We start from the raw sequence: 18938 nt of genomic DNA on the forward strand, positions 1-18938 counted from the left end.
TTTCTGTAAGGTGTATAATGAATGAAGCCGCTAAACCGTTCCCTCTGTTGATAGTCTATAGGGTACTGGTTTTTTGTTAATAGTTGTATATTAGGCATTTCCACTCTGGATGCGTCAGTTTTTTGCCATATTCCTGAAAACGCTGCTCTACCTGTTTCTGACAGTGGTAGGGCTGACGTTTGGCATTTTGCTGGGCCTCCAGATTCCATTCGTGCAGACGAAACTGGCGCAGGAGCTGGCCCGTCGCGTCTCGGACAAGCTGGAGTTCCCTGTCTCGATTAAATACGCATCGATCAAATGGTTTGATTCCCTGACGCTGGAGGATGTGCTGATTCAGGATCGGCAGGGGCGACCTATGATTCGGGTTGGCCGGCTTGACGCTAACTACAATCTCCGTAATCTGATTGATTCATCCGCGCACAACCTGCACCTGGACGAGGTTGTGTTATATCGTCCTGACGTACGGATGATCAAAAATCCGAAGAATGGGGATACGAATCTGGATGAGTTTATTGCCCGTATCGAAGAACTGACGTCTGATCCTTCCAAACCCAGCGTTCCAAACCAGAACGTGCCGTTTACAATTGCACACATTCATCTAGTCGACGGAAAGTACACACTGTTCGACCCGCGGACAGCGCTTCTGAACAACAAAAAACGCTTCGACTACGACCATTTCACGTTACAAAACCTGACCGCTGAAGTCAGTAATTTCCTGGTGCTGGGTGATACGATTGCATTTGATGCCAAAGGCTTGACGGGGATCGACCGGGATTCACGGCTGCGTATTCGTCAGCTGGATACCAAGTTTCTTTATTGCAATACGAAGATGGAGTTGGGCAAACTGTATGCTCACATTGGCAACTCCATCGTGCGTGACAATATTACGTTCCTGTACGACAAACCATCGGCATTCAGCCACTTCAATAGTCGGATACTGATGAAGGCTGATTTTCGGAACAGCCTGGTTCGTTCAGAAGATCTGGGCTATTTCTCCGATTACCTGCGCGAACTGAATGAAACCTGGTACCTCACAACTAACTTCAGTGGTACCGTTGAGGATTTCCGGCTTCGTCATACTGATCTGCGTTTTGGCCCCGGCGGACGGAGCCGACTAGCGGGGGACATTGCCTGGAAGGGACTGCCGGATATGAACAAAACGACGGTTGATTTTGCCTTTACGCCATCGGTTGTCAACATGGCTGATATTCGGCAGTACTACCCCGATACGTCGTTTAACCATACTATTCAGAAACTAGGCACGGTAGCCTTCGACGCTACGTTTGCGGGCGCTTTTGATAATTTCAAGACAAAAGGGAATTTCCAAACGGCCATCGGGAACGTAACAGGCGATCTGGCGCTGACGCTGGCTGAAAATAGCGATCAGACAACGTATACGGCTGATCTGAACGCCGAAAACTTTGATCTGGGTCAATTTATTGACCAAACCGACGAGTTCGGTAAGTTGGACGGAAACGCGCGACTGACGGGTCGGGGAACCAGCATCGAGCGAGCCAGTCTGGATGTAGATGGGCAGTTGAGTCGGTTCACGTGGCAGAAATATCCCTATCAGAACGTAACGGTACAGGGCAATCTGCAGAAAGCATTCTTTCAGGGACAGTTGAATCTGCGTGATCCAAATCTGTCATTTAATCTGAACGGTGAGTTTGATCTGGCAGGGCCGCGGGACCGCTATGATTTGCACGGTATTGTTCAGAATGCTGATTTGCGCGCACTGGGCTATCTCAGTGATTCGCTGAAAGTTAAAACCCGGCTTGATATTCAGTTGGAAGGCAATAAACTGGATGATATTGTTGGGAATGCTTCGTTCAGTAAATCGCTGCTGACGCTTAACAAACGGGAACTGGCGATTGATACGTTATCGGTCGTTTCGTCGCTTGAGCGGCCGGACAGCCTGGGGACTCAGCGCTATTTTTACCTTGATTCGGAGTTTTTAACGATGCGGCTGCAGGGGAATTTTCAACCTCAGCGCACGTTTTCGGATTTAACTCAACTAGCCAAGGAATACCAGCTACGTTTTGCTGGCGATGATGCGGGTATGCAAGCTTATTACGCCAGCAAGCTGCAAAGAGCGCAAAAAAAATCGACTGATGTTCCGAAATACAGTATCGATTATCAGCTTATTACCAAAGCGGCTGTGCCACTGTTGGCATTCCTGAGCCCTTCGGTATACGTAGCACCGAACGCCCGGCTGGAGGGGCGGTTTACGATGGGAAATACGTCCTTCCTGACAGCGACTGCCCGGATGGATTCGCTACGGTTAAACACGCTGGAATTTGGGCGTAGTGAACTGGACGTAACATCGTCCAAATTTACGTATAGTAAAGATATTCTGGCGTCGGTGGTGATTGCCTCACAGCAGCAGAAAATGATTCGGTTAGTGCCTACCAGTAACCTGCAGGCTGAGGCATCGTGGGCGGGTGATCATATCGATTTTACGAGTAGTCTGGAGCAGACTGGCAGCAGCAACCGCGCCGACCTGAAAGGCGAATTACGGTTCAAAGGTGATGCCATTGATCTGACGTTCCGGCAATCGGACGTGCGGCTATTGGATGCCGACTGGATCTTGAATCCGCAAAGCCTGATCCGTAAAGTAGGGGATGAATATACCATCCGGAACCTGTCGATGCTGAATCAGAATCAGGTTATTCAGGCATCGGGCAAGCTATCGGCTGATTCGGTGCAGCGCCTGAATCTGGAAGCACGAAATTTTCAGCTCGAATCACTCAATCCGTTACTCAAAACCAAGCTGGGGGGGACGCTGAACGGTACGGTATCGATACGTAACGTGTACGAAATGCCGATCCTGGAAAGCGAACTGACGCTGCGCGCACTGACCTACGACCGGACGCTGGTAGGCGATGTGCGCGGCCGGGGTGAATGGGAGCAGCAAGCGCAACGACTGAACGTCGACGTTCGGGTTAACCGGAACGGTATTGATGCGATGACCTTGCTGGGGACGTACACACCCAAGTTGAAAAAAGACCCATTAGCCCTGACCGCCAGTATTGACGATGGTGATTTACACGTTCTGGAGGCATTTACTACGGGGCTTTTCTCGAACCTGGGAGGCATGGTGAGCGGTCAGCTTGCCGTAGCGGGTACCCCATTGGCACCCCGCTTGAACGGTCAGCTTGCTATCAAGGGTGGCCGCGGTCGTTTTGATTATCTGAAGGCGGACTTTACGTACGACGACAATGTGTATTTCGGAGACAACGAAATCATTACCCGGAAGCTAACGCTACGTGATCCTCGTGGCAACACGGCGCTGATTCGAGGGGGAGTTTATCACGACAACTTCCGCTATTTCAGCCTGAGTTTTGACGCGGACTTCAAAAATTTCCAGATTCTGAATACCACCGCCAAGGATAACGAACTGTTCTACGGACAGGCGGTCGTAACGGGGAAAGCAGAGCTGAATGGACCGATTAGCGATCTGGCAATCCGGGCCAACGTGGCCAGTAATAAAGGGACTCGTATTTACATTCCCCTGGATGCCGCTACGGAAGTGGCTACCGACGAACAGATTCGATTCGTCAACTTCACAACGGGTAAGAAGGACGGAGCTAATAGTGACTCTACCAGTCTGGCCGCAGGTGCGTCTGTCATTGATCTGTCACGTATTCAAATGGATTTTAATTTCGACGTAACGCCTGATGCTTACTGCGAGATCCAGCTGAATCGGCAGACGGGTGACTTGATGGGGGCCTACGGACAAGGACGTCTGGCCATGAAAGTCGATACCAAAGGCGACTTCACCATGACAGGTAACTACGAAATTCAAAAGGGAGATTACACCTTCACATTCCAGAACGTCATTAATAAACGGTTCCAGATCCGACCCAATAGCCGCATCACCTGGACTGGTGACCCTTATGGTGCTCTGCTGGACGTAACGGCTGCCTACACGCAGTATACATCGCTGGCTCCCTTGATGTCGGCCTACAATAATACGTCGACGGGAAACAACAACAATCGAACGGATCAGTCGCGTCGGTATCCTGTCGATCTGCTCATCAAGTTGACCGGCGATCTGGCGTCACCGGCCATTAGTTATGATCTGGACGTAAAGGAATACCCCGCATCGTCCGATTTCCGGCAGGCAGTGATTGCCTTTGAATCGCGGTTGCAAAGCAACGAGCAGGAACTAACGCGCCAGGTAAGTAGCGTATTACTGTTCAATCAGTTGCTGCCCGAAGGTATTGGATTGTTCGATCAGAATCAGGTCAACGCCGGTGTCGCCAACAGCGTAGGCGAATTATTGTCAAATCAGATCAGCCGACTAGCGTCTAACCTGGACGAAAACCTGGACGTGGGCGTATCGTTTGGCGGTTTTCAGACGGGTGGCACCCAGAACGAAAATCTGCTGAATAACCTACAGCTACGTTTTTCCTATCGCTTCCTCAACGACCGACTGCGCATCAGTCGCGACGGGGGCTTTACGTACGGTCAGAGCCAGACGAACGCGGCCAGTTTGCTGGGTGAGTGGACCCTGGAGTACTTCATTACGCCCGACGGCCGTTTCCGGGCCAAGATGTACAACCGAAACCAGCAAAGTATTTTCGGTCAGTATAGTCTTAACACGACTATCACCCCAGGAGGAGGCTTAAGCTTTCTATACACGCGTTCGTTCAACCGGATCTTTGGGGGTAAGCGAATAACCCCTGGTTTGACGCCAATTCCACCCGCGCAGGAGGTCGAGGCCGCACCCGTCCCGACCCCCGTAACGATCTTCACCGCACCCGGCCGCGACGATTAGTAGACAGGTAGAAGTTGCTCGAATTCAACTTCTAGCAGCATGCTGGTAGTTTTTAACGCACGTTTCTCTATTCGTTGGGCTGTCGGGTACGCCCTGTTCTGGGTTCTTCTAACGGGCAGTCCGCTGGTAGCGCAGCAAACGTTTACCAACCCCATAAAAGACTCTGGACCCGACCCCTGGGTACTTCAGAAAGATGGCTGGTATTATTACATGAACACGACGGGGCGGAATTTGACGCTTTGGCGCACCCGAAACATGGCTGAACTGGCCAACGCTGAACGTAAAGTCGTGTATACTCCACCCGCTAACCAACCATACTCCCGAGACCTCTGGGCGCCTGAAATTCATTCGTTCGATGGAAAGTGGTACATCTATGTAGCGGCCGATGAACAGAACAACCTTTCCCACCGAATGTGGGTACTGGAGAACACATCACCCGATCCAATGACGGGGGAGTGGGTGATGAAAGGAAAGATCGGCGACAAAGACGACCATTGGGCTATCGACATGTCGGTAACCGAGTTCAATGGCCAACGGTACGCTATCTGGTCAGGATGGGAGGGAGCAACGAACGGGCAACAAAATATTTATCTGGCCCGTCTGGAAAACCCCTGGACGCTGGCAACAGAACGGGTACTCATTTCTCAACCTGAACTTGCTTGGGAACGGCACGGCGACGTACCCCAGGATTGGCAAAAGAACGGTGAAGTTCCCAAGATATACGTGAACGAAGGCCCCGAGTTTCTTCAGCACGATGGTAAATTGTTTATCGTGTACTCGGCTAATGCCTGCTGGTTGGATTACTGCATGGGCCTATTGACCTATAGGGGCAAAGGAGAGTTAACCGATGCCACCAGCTGGGTTAAAAACCCACAGCCTGTCTTTGTTCAGGCGCCAGAAAAGGGCGTGTGGGCACCGGGGCATGGGGGCTTCTTTCGCTCACCGGATGGGAAACAGGACTGGATGATCTACCACGCTAATCCATCCGCTACAGATGGCTGCGGGAACAAACGCGCCCCGCATATTCAGCCGTTTACCTGGAATGCGGATGGCTCGCCTAATTTTGGCAGTCCGATTGCTAAAACCCCACAGCCAGCCCCCGGCCAGTAAGCCTTTTCTCCGAGGGCTTTGGTTACGTAATAAATATCCAATCCAAACCGTTTGCCCGATTGTCATGCAACGACTTTTTTTACCGGCTCTGATTGCCGCTACGCTTTATCTACAAAGTTGCCAGACCAACACGTCTGAACAAGGTAAGATCGATTCGATCGCGGTGGCGACCGGCGATACAACTGCCGCACTACGGGCTAAATTGCCCGATCCCACTACGTTTGGTGGAGACGTAAACGGCGAGAAGGCGAGCCTTTATATTCTACGCAATAAAGATATTCAGGTAGCAATTACGAACTACGGTGCACGAATTGTCGGGCTCATTGTGCCCGACAAAATGGGTATGCCAACCGATGTTGCGGTTGGCTTTGGTAGTCTGGAAGGGTACAAAAAGACGGGTGAGCCCTTCTTCGGCCCTATCGTTGGGCGATTTGGGAATCGCATTGGCAATGGGAAGTTTACCCTTGATGGAAAAACGTACGCGACTGAGCTAAACAACAACGGGAATACCCTGCACAGTGGTCCAAGTGGGTTTCATAACCATGTATGGCAGGCCAAACAGCCGAATGATAAAACGTTGGAAATGAGCTACGTATCGAAAGATGGTGAAGGTGGCTTCCCCGGCACGGTAACAACAAAAGTAACCTACTCGCTGACGGACGATAACGGACTGAAAATCGATTACACTGCCACAACCGACAGGGCTACTCCGTACAATCCCACTAGCCATGTTTTTTTTAACTTGAACGGCGAAGCCAGTGGTACGATTAACGATCATGCACTGATGCTGATTGCCGACAAATACTCGCTGGTCGACAAAGGGTTGATTCCACAGGGTGAGCCAGCCACGGTAGCCGGCACACCTTTTGATTTTAGAAAACTGACAAAGGTTGGCTCCCGGCTCGAGGAGAAAAACGAGCAGTTAACGTTCGGTGGCGGTTACGACCATAACTGGGTACTTAACAAGAAAGCGGGTGAGTTCACAACGGCAGCCGAGATGATTGGTGATAAATCGGGTATCCGTATGGAAGTAATGACCACTGAACCGGCCATCCAGTTTTATGGCGGTAACTTCTTCAAAGGAGCTGATACGGGTAAATATGGCAAACCCATCAACTTCCGGGAAGCGTTTGCGCTGGAAACCCAGCATTACCCTGATTCGCCTAACCACCCAACCTACCCAAGCACCATTCTAAAACCTGGCCAGACGTACCGTCAGACAACAGAGTACCGATTCTCTACGGTAAAGTAAATGCTCTCACAACGAGGGGTTTTTATGCCAATAGGAGAAAGCTATCGGAACGGAAGATAGAAGTTGGGATTTGATGCGATAAACATCCTAACGTAAAAAAAGGGGGCGGCTTTACTAGCTGCCCCCTTTTTTACGTGCCCTTCAGATTGGGTTATTCTTGTCGGTTTGTGGTGTCTGGTGGCGTTGTAGGTTCTACACCGGAATTAATAGGAGCCAGCGTGGAATCACCGACAGCATCAACATCCGTGGAGTCAGATTCGCTTTCGACTTCGTCGTCCGAGTAGCCGCAATCCAGGTAGTTTTTCGTGATCGGAATAGTCGGCTTATGAAAAGGGCCCTGCAATGATTTGAACTTAGGGTCCTTGTACACCTTCTCGAGGAATGTACCCACCAGTGGTAGTGCCGTTTTAGCGCCTTCGCCCATGTCTGTAGAACGAAAGTGGATACTACGGTCATCCCCACCAACCCAGGCACCAACGACGAGATTTTCAGAAACTCCGACAAACCAACCATCTGAGTTGTTGGATGTTGTTCCGGTTTTGCCGCCCATCTCATTTTTGTTCTTAAACAAATCAAAAGACCACAATGCCTGTGACGTACCGCCTGATTCCTGCAAACCACCTTGTAGCATATAGCGCATCAGGAAGGCCGTTTCTTCGCTGATAGCGCGCTGACGGGTTGGGGTAAAGGTTTCAATTTCCTTCCCGTCCTGGGCTTCGATGCGCTGAACGACAATCGGCGAGATCGCTTCACCGTCATTGACGAAAGTACAGTAAGCGCCTACCAGCTCGTACAGGGAGACGTCCGACGATCCGAGGCCAATAGATGGAACTGGCTGGAGCTGGCTTTTAACACCCATCCGATGAGCGTACTGCGCAACTCGTTCTGGGCCTACTTCGTCGGTGAGTTGTGCCGTAATCGAATTGACTGAGCGAGCCATCGCCCGACGTAACGTCATGTTTGAGTAGGTATAATACCCTGTCGAGTTACGAGGTTCCCAAACTTTGTCTTCGCCGTTCTCGCGATATTCTTTTCGGAATGGTTTATCCTGAATCCGGTCGCAGGGACTGAGGTTCAGCAACGTGTCGTCAATCACGCTGGTGTATACGAACGGTTTGAACGTAGAACCCGGTTGCCGTTTCCCCTGCTTAACGTGGTCGTACTTGAAATAATCATAGTCGATACCTCCTACCCAGGCTCGAACGTGACCCGTGTGAGGATCCATAGCTACCATGCCCGATTGCAGAAAATGCTTGTAGTAGGCAATGGAGTCATACGGCGTCATTTCCGTTGAATCATAGCCCTTTTTGCTGTTCCAACTAAACACCCGCATTTTGTATTTGCGGACTTTCATGTAGTAATTAATCGAGTCCTGATCGTTAGGGAACCGGCGGGCTAGGCTCTTGTAGCGCTCGGTTCGACGGGCTACCGAGTCGATAAAACCAGGGATCTCATTACCATCTTCATCAGTCCAGGGATTTCGGCCCCGCCAGTGATTATCGAACGTACGCTGTAGCTGCTTCATGCGTTCATTCGTAGCCTGTTCGGCATAGGCCTGCATTCGGGAATCGATGGTCGTAATAATCCGTAGCCCATCGGTATAGAGATCATATCCGTTCTCCTCGCCCCACTTTCTTACCTGATCCTGAACCGCATTTTTCAGGTAACTCGCCGGACCAGAGTACGGATTCTCGGGCGTGAAGTCAGTCACCAGCGGTAAGTCGCTGATGGAATCGGCCTGCGCTTTCGTCAGGAAGTTGTATTTGGCCATTTGGCCGATAACGACATCCCGGCGCTGCTTGGACCGTTTCGGATTTTTTAGCGGATTATAAGCCGTTGTTGCTTTCTGAAGACCAACTAAAACAGCGCCTTCCTGCACATTCAGGCTATCCGGTGCCTTATTGAAAAAGGTACGGGCTGCGGTTTTTAAACCGAATGAGTTGCTGCCAAAGTCAACGGTGTTGAAGTAATAGGTCAGAATTTCTTCTTTCGTGAAGTTACGTTCCAGCTTGAGCGCCATCAACCACTCCTTTGACTTGTAGATAATAGTTCGAATAAGCGGAAGACGCGTGAGTAAACCTGTTGACGTCTTACGACGGGTTTTGAAGAGGTTTTTGGCAAGTTGCTGCGTAATGGTACTGCCGCCCCCTGTACTGCTACGTCCGGTCAGGACGCCGACAAAAGCGCGCCCTACTGATCGGCCATCTACCCCGCCATGTTTGTAAAACCGGACATCCTCGGTGGCTACCAGCGCGTTGATGATGTGCTTCGGAATATTTTCGTATTTGATAGGGGTACGGTTTTCAGCGTAAAACTTACCGATCATCACCCCATCCTGCGAATATATTTCTGACGACTGATTAAGCTTTGGCTTTTGCAACTCTTCGACGCTAGGCATGGCACCGGTCAGCCAGAGAAAATTGTAGTTTAGGGTGAAGACGTAAAGCCCCAGAAACAAAAACACCCCGAGTACAACTTTGAGACCCTTCTTCAGATACGAATAGTACCAACTGTCGGGATCAATGTACCGATGGACAAACGAGCGGAAATTATTGTAGTAGTTGTTGTAGGCAGCCGTCCAGGAATTCACCCGCTCATCGCCAGCAATACGACGGGTCTGACGATTAATCTGGCGGCTAATGCCTTTACCTAACTGTTGCTGGCGTTGCCGGAATGCTCCAAAGGCGTGTCTTACTCCTTGGAGTCGCTTCCTGTGTTCACTCATACATTCTTGGTCGATATGTTCTCAGTTGGCTGGCTGCCGTAACTTCGTTGTGGCGCCTACTGCAGTAGCAATTAATCCAGCCGATTTCGGTCCGAAGGCGTTCTGCTCACCAAGCGACACCAGGTCGGCTAATTGAACAGGTCGGGCGTCAAATATAACGTATTTTCGGGCGATCTAATACATGAAAACCGGGCTGTTCATACAGCCCGGCTTAGAATTAATGATCAATACTACGGAAGCCCGTTGATAGGAACGGGGTAAACGCTAAGGTCTCGTATTACTTTTTCTCAAAGGTCATGGCGACGCCATTCATACAATAACGAAGACCCGTAGGTTTGGGACCATCGTCAAAAACGTGACCAAGATGCCCATCGCATACGTTACAGACTACTTCAGTTCGCACCATGCCGAATGCCTTGTCAACTTTTTCGTCGACTGCATTTTTTGAAATCGGCTTATAAAAACTAGGCCAGCCCGTACCGGAATCGAACTTCGTGCTGGACGAAAAAAGCGGATTGTGGCAGGCCGCGCAGTAGAACGTACCCTCCTGATGAATGTCGTTCAGTGGACTAGTAAACGCCCGTTCTGTACCTTCTTTGCGTAGCACGGCGTATTGATCGGCCGTTAGAATCTTCTTCCATTCCGCGTCTGTTTTGACGACTTTCCGTCCTCCGGGTTGTGTTTGAGCGGGTGAGGGTATTACTGGCTTAGCTGAAGCCCCAAAGATAGTGGGTGAGCAGGTAGCAAAAATGGTGAAGGCGACTAATAACCAAGCTGATAGCCAGGCTAATAAGGGGGAGTTCATAGGTTGTTGTTTAAGATATAGTTGGTCGAGACAGGGTTACGATTCTAGCCTCTGTCTATAGGTAAAAACAGCAAAGATCTGTCAATCGTTCAGGAGCCCACGGGCTGCATAGCCAGTAGCGTCGATAGAGTAGGCGTTGGGCTGCCACCGCGTTTTTCGACTGTAATCGCAAAGGCATCAGCCTGAGCAATTGGTCGGTTTAGTTGCTGAACAACTCGACCGGACTGCGCTACGTCAAATACGCCAGCATCAACTGGTTTGCCACCTACCAACGACCAGAGTTGATACTGTTGATCGGGACCAAGTTGTGGTAGTGAGGAGGCATTGACGACAACCTGGCGGGAGTTGGCATTCCAAAATACAAGTACTTCGCCTTTGGGAGCCTTCTCATTGCCCTGTAAGACAAGCGTGCGGGTGCCTGGCTGGCGAAGCAGCGTCATAATCTGATCCTGTTGCTTCTGCCAATCGCCTAACTGGCGGCTTTCAGCTTGTAATGTCTCGTTCGTCGTTCGTAAGCTGGCTAATGTCTCCTGGTTGCTTCTTAAGCGGGAAAACAGGAAGAAGGAAAATACGAGCAGTAATAAACCGACAGATGCGGCCACAACCCAGGTTATTCGGTATGTAGGACCGGAGAGTGGCTCACTAGGGTACATGGGCCGGACGATACTTGGCTCTGAAGGCGGGAATTGAAGCTGTTGAAGAATTTTTTCTTTGACAAGCGCGGGTGGTTCTACGCTTTGAGCCAGAGCGTATTTCTCAAGTGCTTCTGACAGCTCATCGAGCTCGGTACGTATGTCGGGATAGATAGACGAAAGACATTCAACCTCGCGTCGTTCCTGGTCGTTGACTGTACCAAGCGCGTACGATTCAAGTATGCCTGATGTTATGTATTCCGCTACGTTCATGCTTTGAATAGTTGCTTTAGTTCGTGCAACGCAGCTCGGATTCTGGTTTTGACGGTTCCTAGCGGAAGATTAAGCTCTTCGGCTGCTTCTTCGTGCGTATAACCACCAAAGTAAACCAAGTCAATAAGTTCCTTCCGATCCGGGCGCAGTTGCTTGACAACATCCTGAATGCCAATGTAATCTGAGTTAGGCTGTTCAGTGTTATGTTGCCGATCAACTATATGTACGTTATCCTCGTCGGTTCGGATTTCGTTATTTGGTTGTGTTTTACGAGAACGCAGGGCATCAATGGCCGTATTACGTGATACATTGAGCATCCAGGTGAACAAACGCCCTTTTGTTGCATCATACGACTCCAGATTCTTCCAGATTTTTACGAAAATATCCTGCAAGAGATCTTGCGCTTGATCTTCATCGCGTACAATGCGGAGTACTACCCCGTACAAGGCCGGGGAGTACTGATCGTAGAGCCACTGAAAGGCCTGTTGATCGTGCTGGTTAAGCCTCTCGATCAGGACACTTTCCGAGATTAAAGAAGACTGACGTTTCACGCAGGAAAGTTAAGTAAAGTAAATGCAGGTCGAAAGCTAAATGGAGAGAAAGATCATCTCTACCGTAAGCTACACTGCCAGTCGTTTATACTTGATAAACTATTACCAGTGGTGACAGCCAGAAAGTAACAGATAAGTCGATCAGCGTTGCCGATTGATTACCCACTACTTTTTCTGCAAGGTTGAACACATCGGCGAAAACTACTACTAAAAAATCAAAATGAAAGAGCCTACGTAGAATTTATGTACTACTCAACCTCATTATTAAGGTTGAGTAGTACTTTTTGTACCCGTCGTTGCGGGAGTGGGCACACTACCAACGCCCGTAGGAGCCGTCGTTACGTTATTGCTGTTGTAGTTAGTTGTGTTACTGTTATTGATTGACGTACCGTCACTGCTTGAGCTTTCCCGGTACAGTCTCTTCTCCTCGTTGATCTGACCGGTAGTCATTTTGCCGTTCATCCGGTCTTTATTTTTTTTCTTCTTTTTGCCATCCTGGTTTTTGTCCGTGTATTGAGTGGACATCGAACCATCTTTAGTAGCGCCTACTGATGCGGCCGAAGACTCGGTTGGAGTTTGAGCCAGGCTGACGGTACCTGCCAGGAATAAACCCATTGCGGTGAGGCTGAGTGCGTGTGTAATTTTCATGACGTTGATAAGTAATGAATCGGAGTTGATTCGTTTTTATAAAGAAACTGTCATTTTTAAACCAGGTTTTCACCGAAAAGTTTGATCATGTACTGGCCTTCTTGCTGATGGCCAGCTGTTTCCCGGATTTAGATTTTAATCGTATGCAGACGATTCTTCCTTTACCCACGCAGCCGACAAAGCCAGGTACTAGTACCGGTCAGCAATTCTGGCCGGCGGACACGTCAGGCGGTGGAAAAACTATCGATTCCCACTCGCCAGTGGATGGCAAACTGATTGCCCGGGTGTACACATCCACTCGCGATGATTATGATGAGGTTATTACAACCGCTCAAACGGCCTTTCAAAGCTGGCGCTTAGTACCAGCCCCGCAACGAGGTGAAATTGTCAGGCAGATGGGCGAACAGTTCAGGCAGTACAAGCGCGAACTGGGAACGCTCGTTAGTTACGAGATGGGTAAGTCGCTTCAGGAAGGGCTGGGCGAAGTGCAGGAAATTATTGATATCTGCGATTTCGCTGTGGGGCAGTCCCGCCAGCTCTACGGACTGACCATGCAGTCGGAGCGGCCAGCTCACCGAATGATGGAGCAGTGGCACTCACTCGGCGTTGTTGGGATCATTTCGGCTTTCAACTTTCCGGTGGCGGTCTGGTCGTGGAATGCCATGCTGGCCTGGGTTTGTGGTGACGTATGCGTTTGGAAACCATCGGAAAAAACACCGCTGACGGCACTGGCCTGCCAACAGATTATTGGTGATGTGCTTCGGGCGAACGATATACCTGAGGGTGTATCCTGTCTGGTGACAGGTGGCCATCAGGTGGGCGAGTGGCTGGCGCATGACCCTCGGGTGGCACTGGTATCAGCCACGGGAAGCACCCGGATGGGGAAAGCCGTGGCACAGGCAGTGGCTGGTCGGCTGGGGCGTAGCCTGTTGGAACTGGGAGGTAATAACGCTATCATTCTTTCAGAACATGCCGATCTGGAATTAGCGATTCCTGCCATCGTGTTTGGGGCGGTGGGAACCGCCGGGCAACGATGCACAACGGCACGTCGGCTCATCGTGGCCGACAGTATTTACGACGACGTAAAACAGCGGTTGCAGAAAGCATATACTCAGCTGCGTATTGGAAATCCACTCGATGAGTCCTATCACGTTGGGCCCGTTATTGATCAGCAGGCTGTGCACCAGTACCAGCTAACAATCGATGAGATCCGGCAGGCAGGCGGGCGTTTTGTGGTGGAACCGGGTGTGTTGAGTGGGCTAGGGTTTGAATCCGGCTGTTACGTAAAACCCTGCATTGCCGAAGCCCAAAATCAGTGGCCGGTTGTTCAGCGGGAAACGTTCGTGCCGATTCTGTACCTATTGCGTGCTCATTCACTAGAAGATGCCATTGCCCAGCAAAATGCCGTTCCGCAAGGATTATCGTCGGCTATTTTTACGTTGAACATGCGCGAAGCCGAACAGTTTCTGTCTACTTCGGGATCAGATTGTGGTATCGCCAACGTTAATATTGGCACGTCGGGTGCTGAGATTGGTGGTGCCTTCGGTGGAGAAAAAGAAACGGGGGGCGGCCGGGAATCAGGGTCGGATGCCTGGAAAGCCTACATGCGCCGACAAACGAATACGATTAACTATGGTACAACGATGCCGCTGGCACAAGGCATTTCGTTTGATTTATAAAGCAAATCGGGGGACGACTGGTCAGTCGTCCCCCGATTTGCGATTCATTTAAGTTATTAATCAAGCCGGACCCAGATGTTTCCGGACAGATCTTCACCGGGGTGAAGTACTGTCAACCCTTCGCCGTTGTTGAACGCATTAACATTAGAAGTGAGCGGCTCGATTGCAATACAATCCCGTTTGAGGGGCGTAAAGCAGACCATGTAATTCAGCTTACCTTCGCCCGTTTCCTGACCCATGGTCAGGCGGATATTGTGCTCCGCGGAGACTAGTGATGTTTCGGCAAAAGTGCTGCCATCTGGGTTCTGTCCCGTTGGCTCAATCTGAAAGGGGGTGTCAAGCACTTTGTCGTAGAGATCTATACGCTCAGCAGGTGTTTTGTCGTAACGGCCGGTTGGTAGCATCGTTCTTGAATCCAGCGTAATTTCAGTCCGTCCGGGCAGTTCCAGGAGATGGTTATCAATTGGTGCTTCCGAAAACATGAAATACGGGTGCCAGCCGAAAGCGGACGGACTACGAGTTGGGCCGGTATTGCGAACCGAATAGCTGACTCGCAGCGCCGACATTTTATCATCCTCATGAGCGTTACCCAGTTTTAACAAATCAGCCTGTACTAATTCGTACGTAACGGTCAACAGAAAGGGAAACGGGTAACCGCTAAACTCGCCTTTGTAGTCATACTGCATGGTGATTCGAGCCGATGTGTCGGTCGTTTCTTGGGCAACCACCGTAAACTCTTTGTCGTATACGAAACCGTGAATAGCGTTATCCCGGCTGGCTTCGTTCAGTTTGAGGGTGTAAGACTCATCCTCGAACGTATAAATTCCGTGGCGAATACGGCTGACGAATGGATATAATAACGCACTGGAATGGGTCTCATCGGCGTACAGGGCTTGAGGAGATTCCGGCGTTTTAATCAGCGCGAAAAGCTTATTGCCTTTACGCAAAACCAGACGTCGAAGAGTAGCCCCGTAGCCAGGCAATACCGTAATGAATTCGCCTGATTCAGTGTGTTCTAGGATGTACTCGGTAATCGGTTCTGTTGCCGACGGTAATGGTCCAAATGGCTGAGTAGTAATCTGGAATGGCATAATTTTGTTAGACAGGTCGATATGCTAATAATCCGTTCAACGGGAATATTGTTTACCCACCACCGGTCAAAACTCATAAGCTAGGGATGAAACGAATGGCTAATTAGCAGCAAAGGCCACTCACATTTCGCCTTCAACACCGAGCCCAAATAGGGCAAAATCATAACGTACCGGGTCGGCGGGATCGAACTGACGTAACGTTTGCGTCAATTCCAAAGCGGCTTTCCAGTCGGTCTGGGGGCGGGTAAGTAATCCTAGCTTGCGGGCTACCCGATTGACATGAACATCGATTGGCATGACCAGCTGCTCCGGACGCAGGCGTGTCCATAGTCCGAAATCAACTCCTCTGTCGTCCTGCCTAACCATCCAGCGTAAAAACATCAGTAATCGTTTGCAGGATGAGTTGCGGGCGGGCGTAGCAATGTGCTTACGCGTACGATCGGGAAAAAACGGATCGCAGCAGAATCGATCATGAAACCTGATCAGAGCCGGCTCGACAGTGTCGGAGGAAGCTGGCGCGGGATCGCCCAGAAAAGCATCTTCCAGCGAATCGTGGGCCTGGTAATATTGGTGAAAGAAATGCAGAAAATACAGCGCGTCGGTTGCGTTGAACGTGCGGTGTTTGAAGGCAAGAAACCGTTTCAAATCGGTTTCCTCATGATTGCGGATAAAATCGTACGGAGCCCCGTCCATTAATGTAACCAGCTCCATTGATTTTTTCAGGATAACCGGCCGCTGCCCCCAGGCAAGCACCGCCGACCAGAAGCCCATAATTTCAATGTCCTGTTTCTGGCTGAATCGATGTGGGATACTGATGGGATCACGCTCAATGAATGACGGACGATTGTACTGATCTACTTTGGCGTTCAGTAGGTCGGAGAGAAGAGAGTAATCCATGAAAAATACGCTAGTTCGCTGGCTGGCGGCCCACTAAACGTGGGCATAAAGTAAGAGACTAGCGGGAACGCCCTCCGCTGACAACCCAGGCAGCTGCCCGCGAAATGCCAGAAAAAATAGCCAGCAGACTGGACATCACGAAGGTAAAAACAGCGATGAACGGATACGCCAGGATAAACATGATATTGAACGTTACGTAGCCCGGAGTGGCTTTCATCTGCGCATCACGTTCCTGATGCCGACGGGCAATACGTTCTTCTTTATTTTCCATAACTAGAATTTGTTGGTGCGTTAGCGCACGATGTAGCTTACCTCAGCCCGAAAACGTTGGTCGTTAGGCGAAAGTTTCGCGAAAGCCTGACTTGATAACTTAATCAAAATCTTGTCGTTTACGCCCGTATCGGGTAAGCGACCAACGACTTTGACCCAGACGCTCTGGTTGTTGAACGCGTTACGCACCTGAACCAGCGAGCCAATGGGAGCCGACCGGTGCAGCGCCAGATACTTGCCGGAATTGTCACTCCCTTCAATCTCTTCGGCAATACCACTGTTGGAGATCCGCCGGCCCCGCATTGGCATGGGCGCATCGTTGCCCGCACGTGGCGTTTCGAGGACGACGTCTTCGTTAGGTTTAGGCGTAACAGCAGGAGCCGATGGTTCGGGGCGGTTTGCTTCGGCTGCTGGTCGTTCCGCTTTAGTTTCTTTCGGTTCAGGTTTTGATTCTGATTTTGCTTCGGCTTTCGGCTCAGACTTTGACTCCGGCCGGGCTGGTGCAGTGGGCTCTGGCCGGGTAGGGGCAGGTGTCCGTTCCGGGTTGGTTCGGGTGGTGCCGGGTCGCGTTCCCCGGGTTGATGAATCCGGCGTTTTAGCGGCTGTTTTGTAAGGAGTCGATGGGGTCCGGGCCTGATACGCTTTTTCGGACGTGACCAGCGCCTGGCCAATCAATACGTTGTTCGAGGCAAGGTTATTCCACTTCCGCAGGTCGCTCTGGGAAACGTTGTAGCGCTGAGCAAGACTGTACAGGGTCTGACCTGCTTCAACAACGTGAATATCCGACTGGGTAGGGTCAGTCGATTTTTTAATTTCTTTGTTTGCTTTAGCTTCCGGCGTTTCACTCTTGGCGACGGGCCCCGTCTGGCCGTTTTCTTTCGCTTTGGCTTCACGCTTTTTCATCTTTTCATCTTCGCGTATCGCCTTCGTCATCGCTTTCTCCTGCTTGCGGCTAATTGATCCTTCCGGAATAGGTACCCGGATCACCTGATTATAACGAATGGCATCAGGAATGCCCGGATTCGCGGATTTGATATCGGCCACTGACCGACCATACCGGCGAGCGACTGCGTACATGGTTTGACCCTCCGTTACGCGATGCAGAATAAACAGTTTCCCATCTTTCTTCTCAATACTGATTGAATCAAAGGCGACCTTGGAAACAGGTAAACCTGGACGAGCCTGCAGGAGAGTCGAGAAAAGAGTACCGCTCAACAACAGAGAAGCGGCAAGCGTAACGATCTTTTTCATGGGTTCGCAACTGTAAACGGCAGGAAGAATTTCCGGCGGACAATGTTTGAGGATGCCGTTGGTAAAATTAATGAAAATGTGGCTAGTTGTTAATAAAACGGCCATCGACCCTGGATTCTGATTATTTTGTGACCTTAAATCAGATATCCTTATTCCATTGGCTATTCTCGGCATTATTCCCGCGCGCTACGCATCGACTCGTTTTCCCGCTAAGGCGTTGACTGACATAGGTGGTAAAAGCATGATTCAGCGGGTAGTGGAGCAGGCCCGGCTGGCTACATCCCTGAACCGGGTTGTCGTTGCTACCGACGATACGCGCATTTTTGATCACGTCATTGGTTTTGGCGGGGAAGTGGTAATGACCTCCGTGCATCACCAGAGCGGGACGGACCGTTGCCAGGAGGTAGTGCAGCAACTGGCCCAATCAGATGGCTACACGCCTGAGTACATTGTTAATATTCAAGGGGACGAACCGTTTATTCAGCCCGAACAGATCGACTTGCTGACGTCCGTGCTTGATGGGGCTACTGAGCTGGCCACACTGGTTAAAGTCATTGACGACGTAGCAACTTTACTCAATCAGAATTCTCCGAAAGTGGTGATCAATACGCGGCAGGAAGCCCTGTATTTTAGTCGCCATCCGATCCCATTTCGTCGGGGGCAGGAGTCCGAGAACTGGCTGCAACCAATCGGAGGAATTACGCCTGTTTACTATAGACACATTGGCCTGTATGCCTACCGAACCGACATTCTGGGCCAGATTACGCAATTGGCTCCGTCGATGCTGGAGCTGGCCGAAAGTCTGGAACAATTGCGTTGGCTCGAAAACGGATATCGAATCCGAACCGTAGTAACAACCATTGATAGTCACGGTATTGATACCCCGGATGATCTGATTCGGGTCAGTAAATTCATGGAGTAGCGACGTAAAAGCGTACGTAACAGAGGTGTTAAAAAAGCTTAAATCCGAACCC

General features: G+C 50.5%; 14 protein-coding genes. 5 read left to right on the forward strand and 9 right to left on the reverse strand.

Annotated features, from left to right (window positions below; all coding sequences use genetic code 11):
• The first annotated feature begins 109 nt into the window (after positions 1-109).
• From ACYVAD_RS22495 to ACYVAD_RS22505, 3 genes are all read left to right on the forward strand, one after another.
• The gene (locus tag ACYVAD_RS22495) at positions 110-4780 is read left to right on the forward strand and encodes a translocation/assembly module TamB domain-containing protein (RefSeq protein ID WP_461141790.1); all 4671 of its coding nucleotides are present in this window, start codon (positions 110-112) and stop codon (positions 4778-4780) included.
• A 39-nt stretch (positions 4781-4819) separates the two neighbouring features.
• Positions 4820-5890 carry a glycoside hydrolase family 43 protein gene (locus tag ACYVAD_RS22500; protein WP_461141791.1) on the forward strand — a complete coding sequence of 357 codons (1071 nt, stop codon included), beginning with the start codon at positions 4820-4822 and terminating at the stop codon, positions 5888-5890.
• Positions 5891-5954: 64 nt separating this feature from the next.
• Positions 5955-7142: an aldose epimerase family protein gene (locus ACYVAD_RS22505; protein ID WP_461141792.1), complete on the forward strand. Its 1188-nt coding sequence runs from the start codon at positions 5955-5957 to the stop codon at positions 7140-7142.
• Positions 7143-7293: 151 nt separating this feature from the next.
• Here ACYVAD_RS22505 and ACYVAD_RS22510 read toward each other — a convergent pair whose 3' ends face one another.
• The 5 genes from ACYVAD_RS22510 to ACYVAD_RS22530 all read right to left on the reverse strand — a co-directional run bounded on the left by ACYVAD_RS22510 (position 7294) and on the right by ACYVAD_RS22530 (position 12776).
• Positions 7294-9867 (reverse strand): penicillin-binding protein 1A, encoded by a 2574-nt coding sequence (locus ACYVAD_RS22510; protein WP_461141793.1) that lies wholly within the window; start codon positions 9865-9867, stop codon positions 7294-7296.
• Between the two features lie 277 nt (positions 9868-10144).
• On the reverse strand, positions 10145-10672 hold the full coding sequence (gene msrB, locus ACYVAD_RS22515) for a peptide-methionine (R)-S-oxide reductase MsrB (RefSeq protein ID WP_461141794.1): 528 nt from the start codon (positions 10670-10672) through the stop codon (positions 10145-10147).
• Between the two features lie 89 nt (positions 10673-10761).
• Positions 10762-11577 carry an anti-sigma factor gene (locus ACYVAD_RS22520; protein ID WP_461141795.1) on the reverse strand — a complete coding sequence of 272 codons (816 nt, stop codon included), beginning with the start codon at positions 11575-11577 and terminating at the stop codon, positions 10762-10764.
• Entirely contained in the window at positions 11574-12128 is a 555-nt protein-coding gene (locus tag ACYVAD_RS22525) for an RNA polymerase sigma factor (protein ID WP_461141796.1), read from the reverse strand. The genes ACYVAD_RS22520 and ACYVAD_RS22525 overlap by 4 nt, the downstream gene beginning before the upstream one ends.
• A gap of 264 nt (positions 12129-12392) precedes the next feature.
• Positions 12393-12776 (reverse strand): hypothetical protein, encoded by a 384-nt coding sequence (locus ACYVAD_RS22530; protein ID WP_461141797.1) that lies wholly within the window; start codon positions 12774-12776, stop codon positions 12393-12395.
• 143 nt (positions 12777-12919) lie between these two features.
• Between ACYVAD_RS22530 and amaB the strand changes: the two genes are divergently transcribed.
• Positions 12920-14455 (forward strand): L-piperidine-6-carboxylate dehydrogenase, encoded by a 1536-nt coding sequence (gene amaB / locus ACYVAD_RS22535; RefSeq protein ID WP_461141798.1) that lies wholly within the window; start codon positions 12920-12922, stop codon positions 14453-14455.
• A gap of 56 nt (positions 14456-14511) precedes the next feature.
• On the opposite strand, the gene ACYVAD_RS22540 is transcribed toward amaB, so the two are convergent.
• From ACYVAD_RS22540 to ACYVAD_RS22555, 4 genes are all read right to left on the reverse strand, one after another.
• A complete protein-coding gene (locus ACYVAD_RS22540; RefSeq protein ID WP_461141799.1) occupies positions 14512-15546 on the reverse strand; it encodes an aldose epimerase family protein in 1035 nt (344 codons plus the stop codon).
• A gap of 120 nt (positions 15547-15666) precedes the next feature.
• Positions 15667-16443, reverse strand: a complete 777-nt coding sequence (locus ACYVAD_RS22545; RefSeq protein WP_461141800.1) for a TIGR02757 family protein — start codon at positions 16441-16443, stop codon at positions 15667-15669.
• 58 nt (positions 16444-16501) lie between these two features.
• Positions 16502-16714, reverse strand: coding sequence for a hypothetical protein (locus ACYVAD_RS22550; RefSeq protein WP_461141801.1), 213 nt, complete (start codon positions 16712-16714; stop codon positions 16502-16504).
• A 20-nt stretch (positions 16715-16734) separates the two neighbouring features.
• Positions 16735-17964, reverse strand: a complete 1230-nt coding sequence (locus ACYVAD_RS22555; protein WP_461141802.1) for a septal ring lytic transglycosylase RlpA family protein — start codon at positions 17962-17964, stop codon at positions 16735-16737.
• A gap of 157 nt (positions 17965-18121) precedes the next feature.
• Between ACYVAD_RS22555 and kdsB the strand changes: the two genes are divergently transcribed.
• On the forward strand, positions 18122-18886 hold the full coding sequence (gene kdsB / locus ACYVAD_RS22560) for a 3-deoxy-manno-octulosonate cytidylyltransferase (protein ID WP_461141803.1): 765 nt from the start codon (positions 18122-18124) through the stop codon (positions 18884-18886).
• Positions 18887-18938 lie beyond the last annotated feature (52 nt).

The organism is Spirosoma pomorum (assembly GCF_054776615.1).

Coding starts and splice junctions, on each gene's coding strand:
- ACYVAD_RS22550 (WP_461141801.1), bottom strand. CDS start 16,714: ATGGAAAATAAAGAAGAACGTATTGCCCGTCGGCATCAGGAACGTGAT.
- ACYVAD_RS22545 (WP_461141800.1), bottom strand. CDS start 16,443: ATGGATTACTCTCTTCTCTCCGACCTACTGAACGCCAAAGTAGATCAG.
- ACYVAD_RS22555 (WP_461141802.1), bottom strand. CDS start 17,964: ATGAAAAAGATCGTTACGCTTGCCGCTTCTCTGTTGTTGAGCGGTACT.
- ACYVAD_RS22495 (WP_461141790.1), top strand. CDS start 110: ATGCGTCAGTTTTTTGCCATATTCCTGAAAACGCTGCTCTACCTGTTT.
- ACYVAD_RS22510 (WP_461141793.1), bottom strand. CDS start 9,867: ATGAGTGAACACAGGAAGCGACTCCAAGGAGTAAGACACGCCTTTGGA.
- ACYVAD_RS22520 (WP_461141795.1), bottom strand. CDS start 11,577: ATGAACGTAGCGGAATACATAACATCAGGCATACTTGAATCGTACGCG.
- ACYVAD_RS22505 (WP_461141792.1), top strand. CDS start 5,955: ATGCAACGACTTTTTTTACCGGCTCTGATTGCCGCTACGCTTTATCTA.
- amaB (WP_461141798.1), top strand. CDS start 12,920: ATGCAGACGATTCTTCCTTTACCCACGCAGCCGACAAAGCCAGGTACT.
- ACYVAD_RS22500 (WP_461141791.1), top strand. CDS start 4,820: ATGCTGGTAGTTTTTAACGCACGTTTCTCTATTCGTTGGGCTGTCGGG.
- msrB (WP_461141794.1), bottom strand. CDS start 10,672: ATGAACTCCCCCTTATTAGCCTGGCTATCAGCTTGGTTATTAGTCGCC.
- ACYVAD_RS22530 (WP_461141797.1), bottom strand. CDS start 12,776: ATGAAAATTACACACGCACTCAGCCTCACCGCAATGGGTTTATTCCTG.
- ACYVAD_RS22540 (WP_461141799.1), bottom strand. CDS start 15,546: ATGCCATTCCAGATTACTACTCAGCCATTTGGACCATTACCGTCGGCA.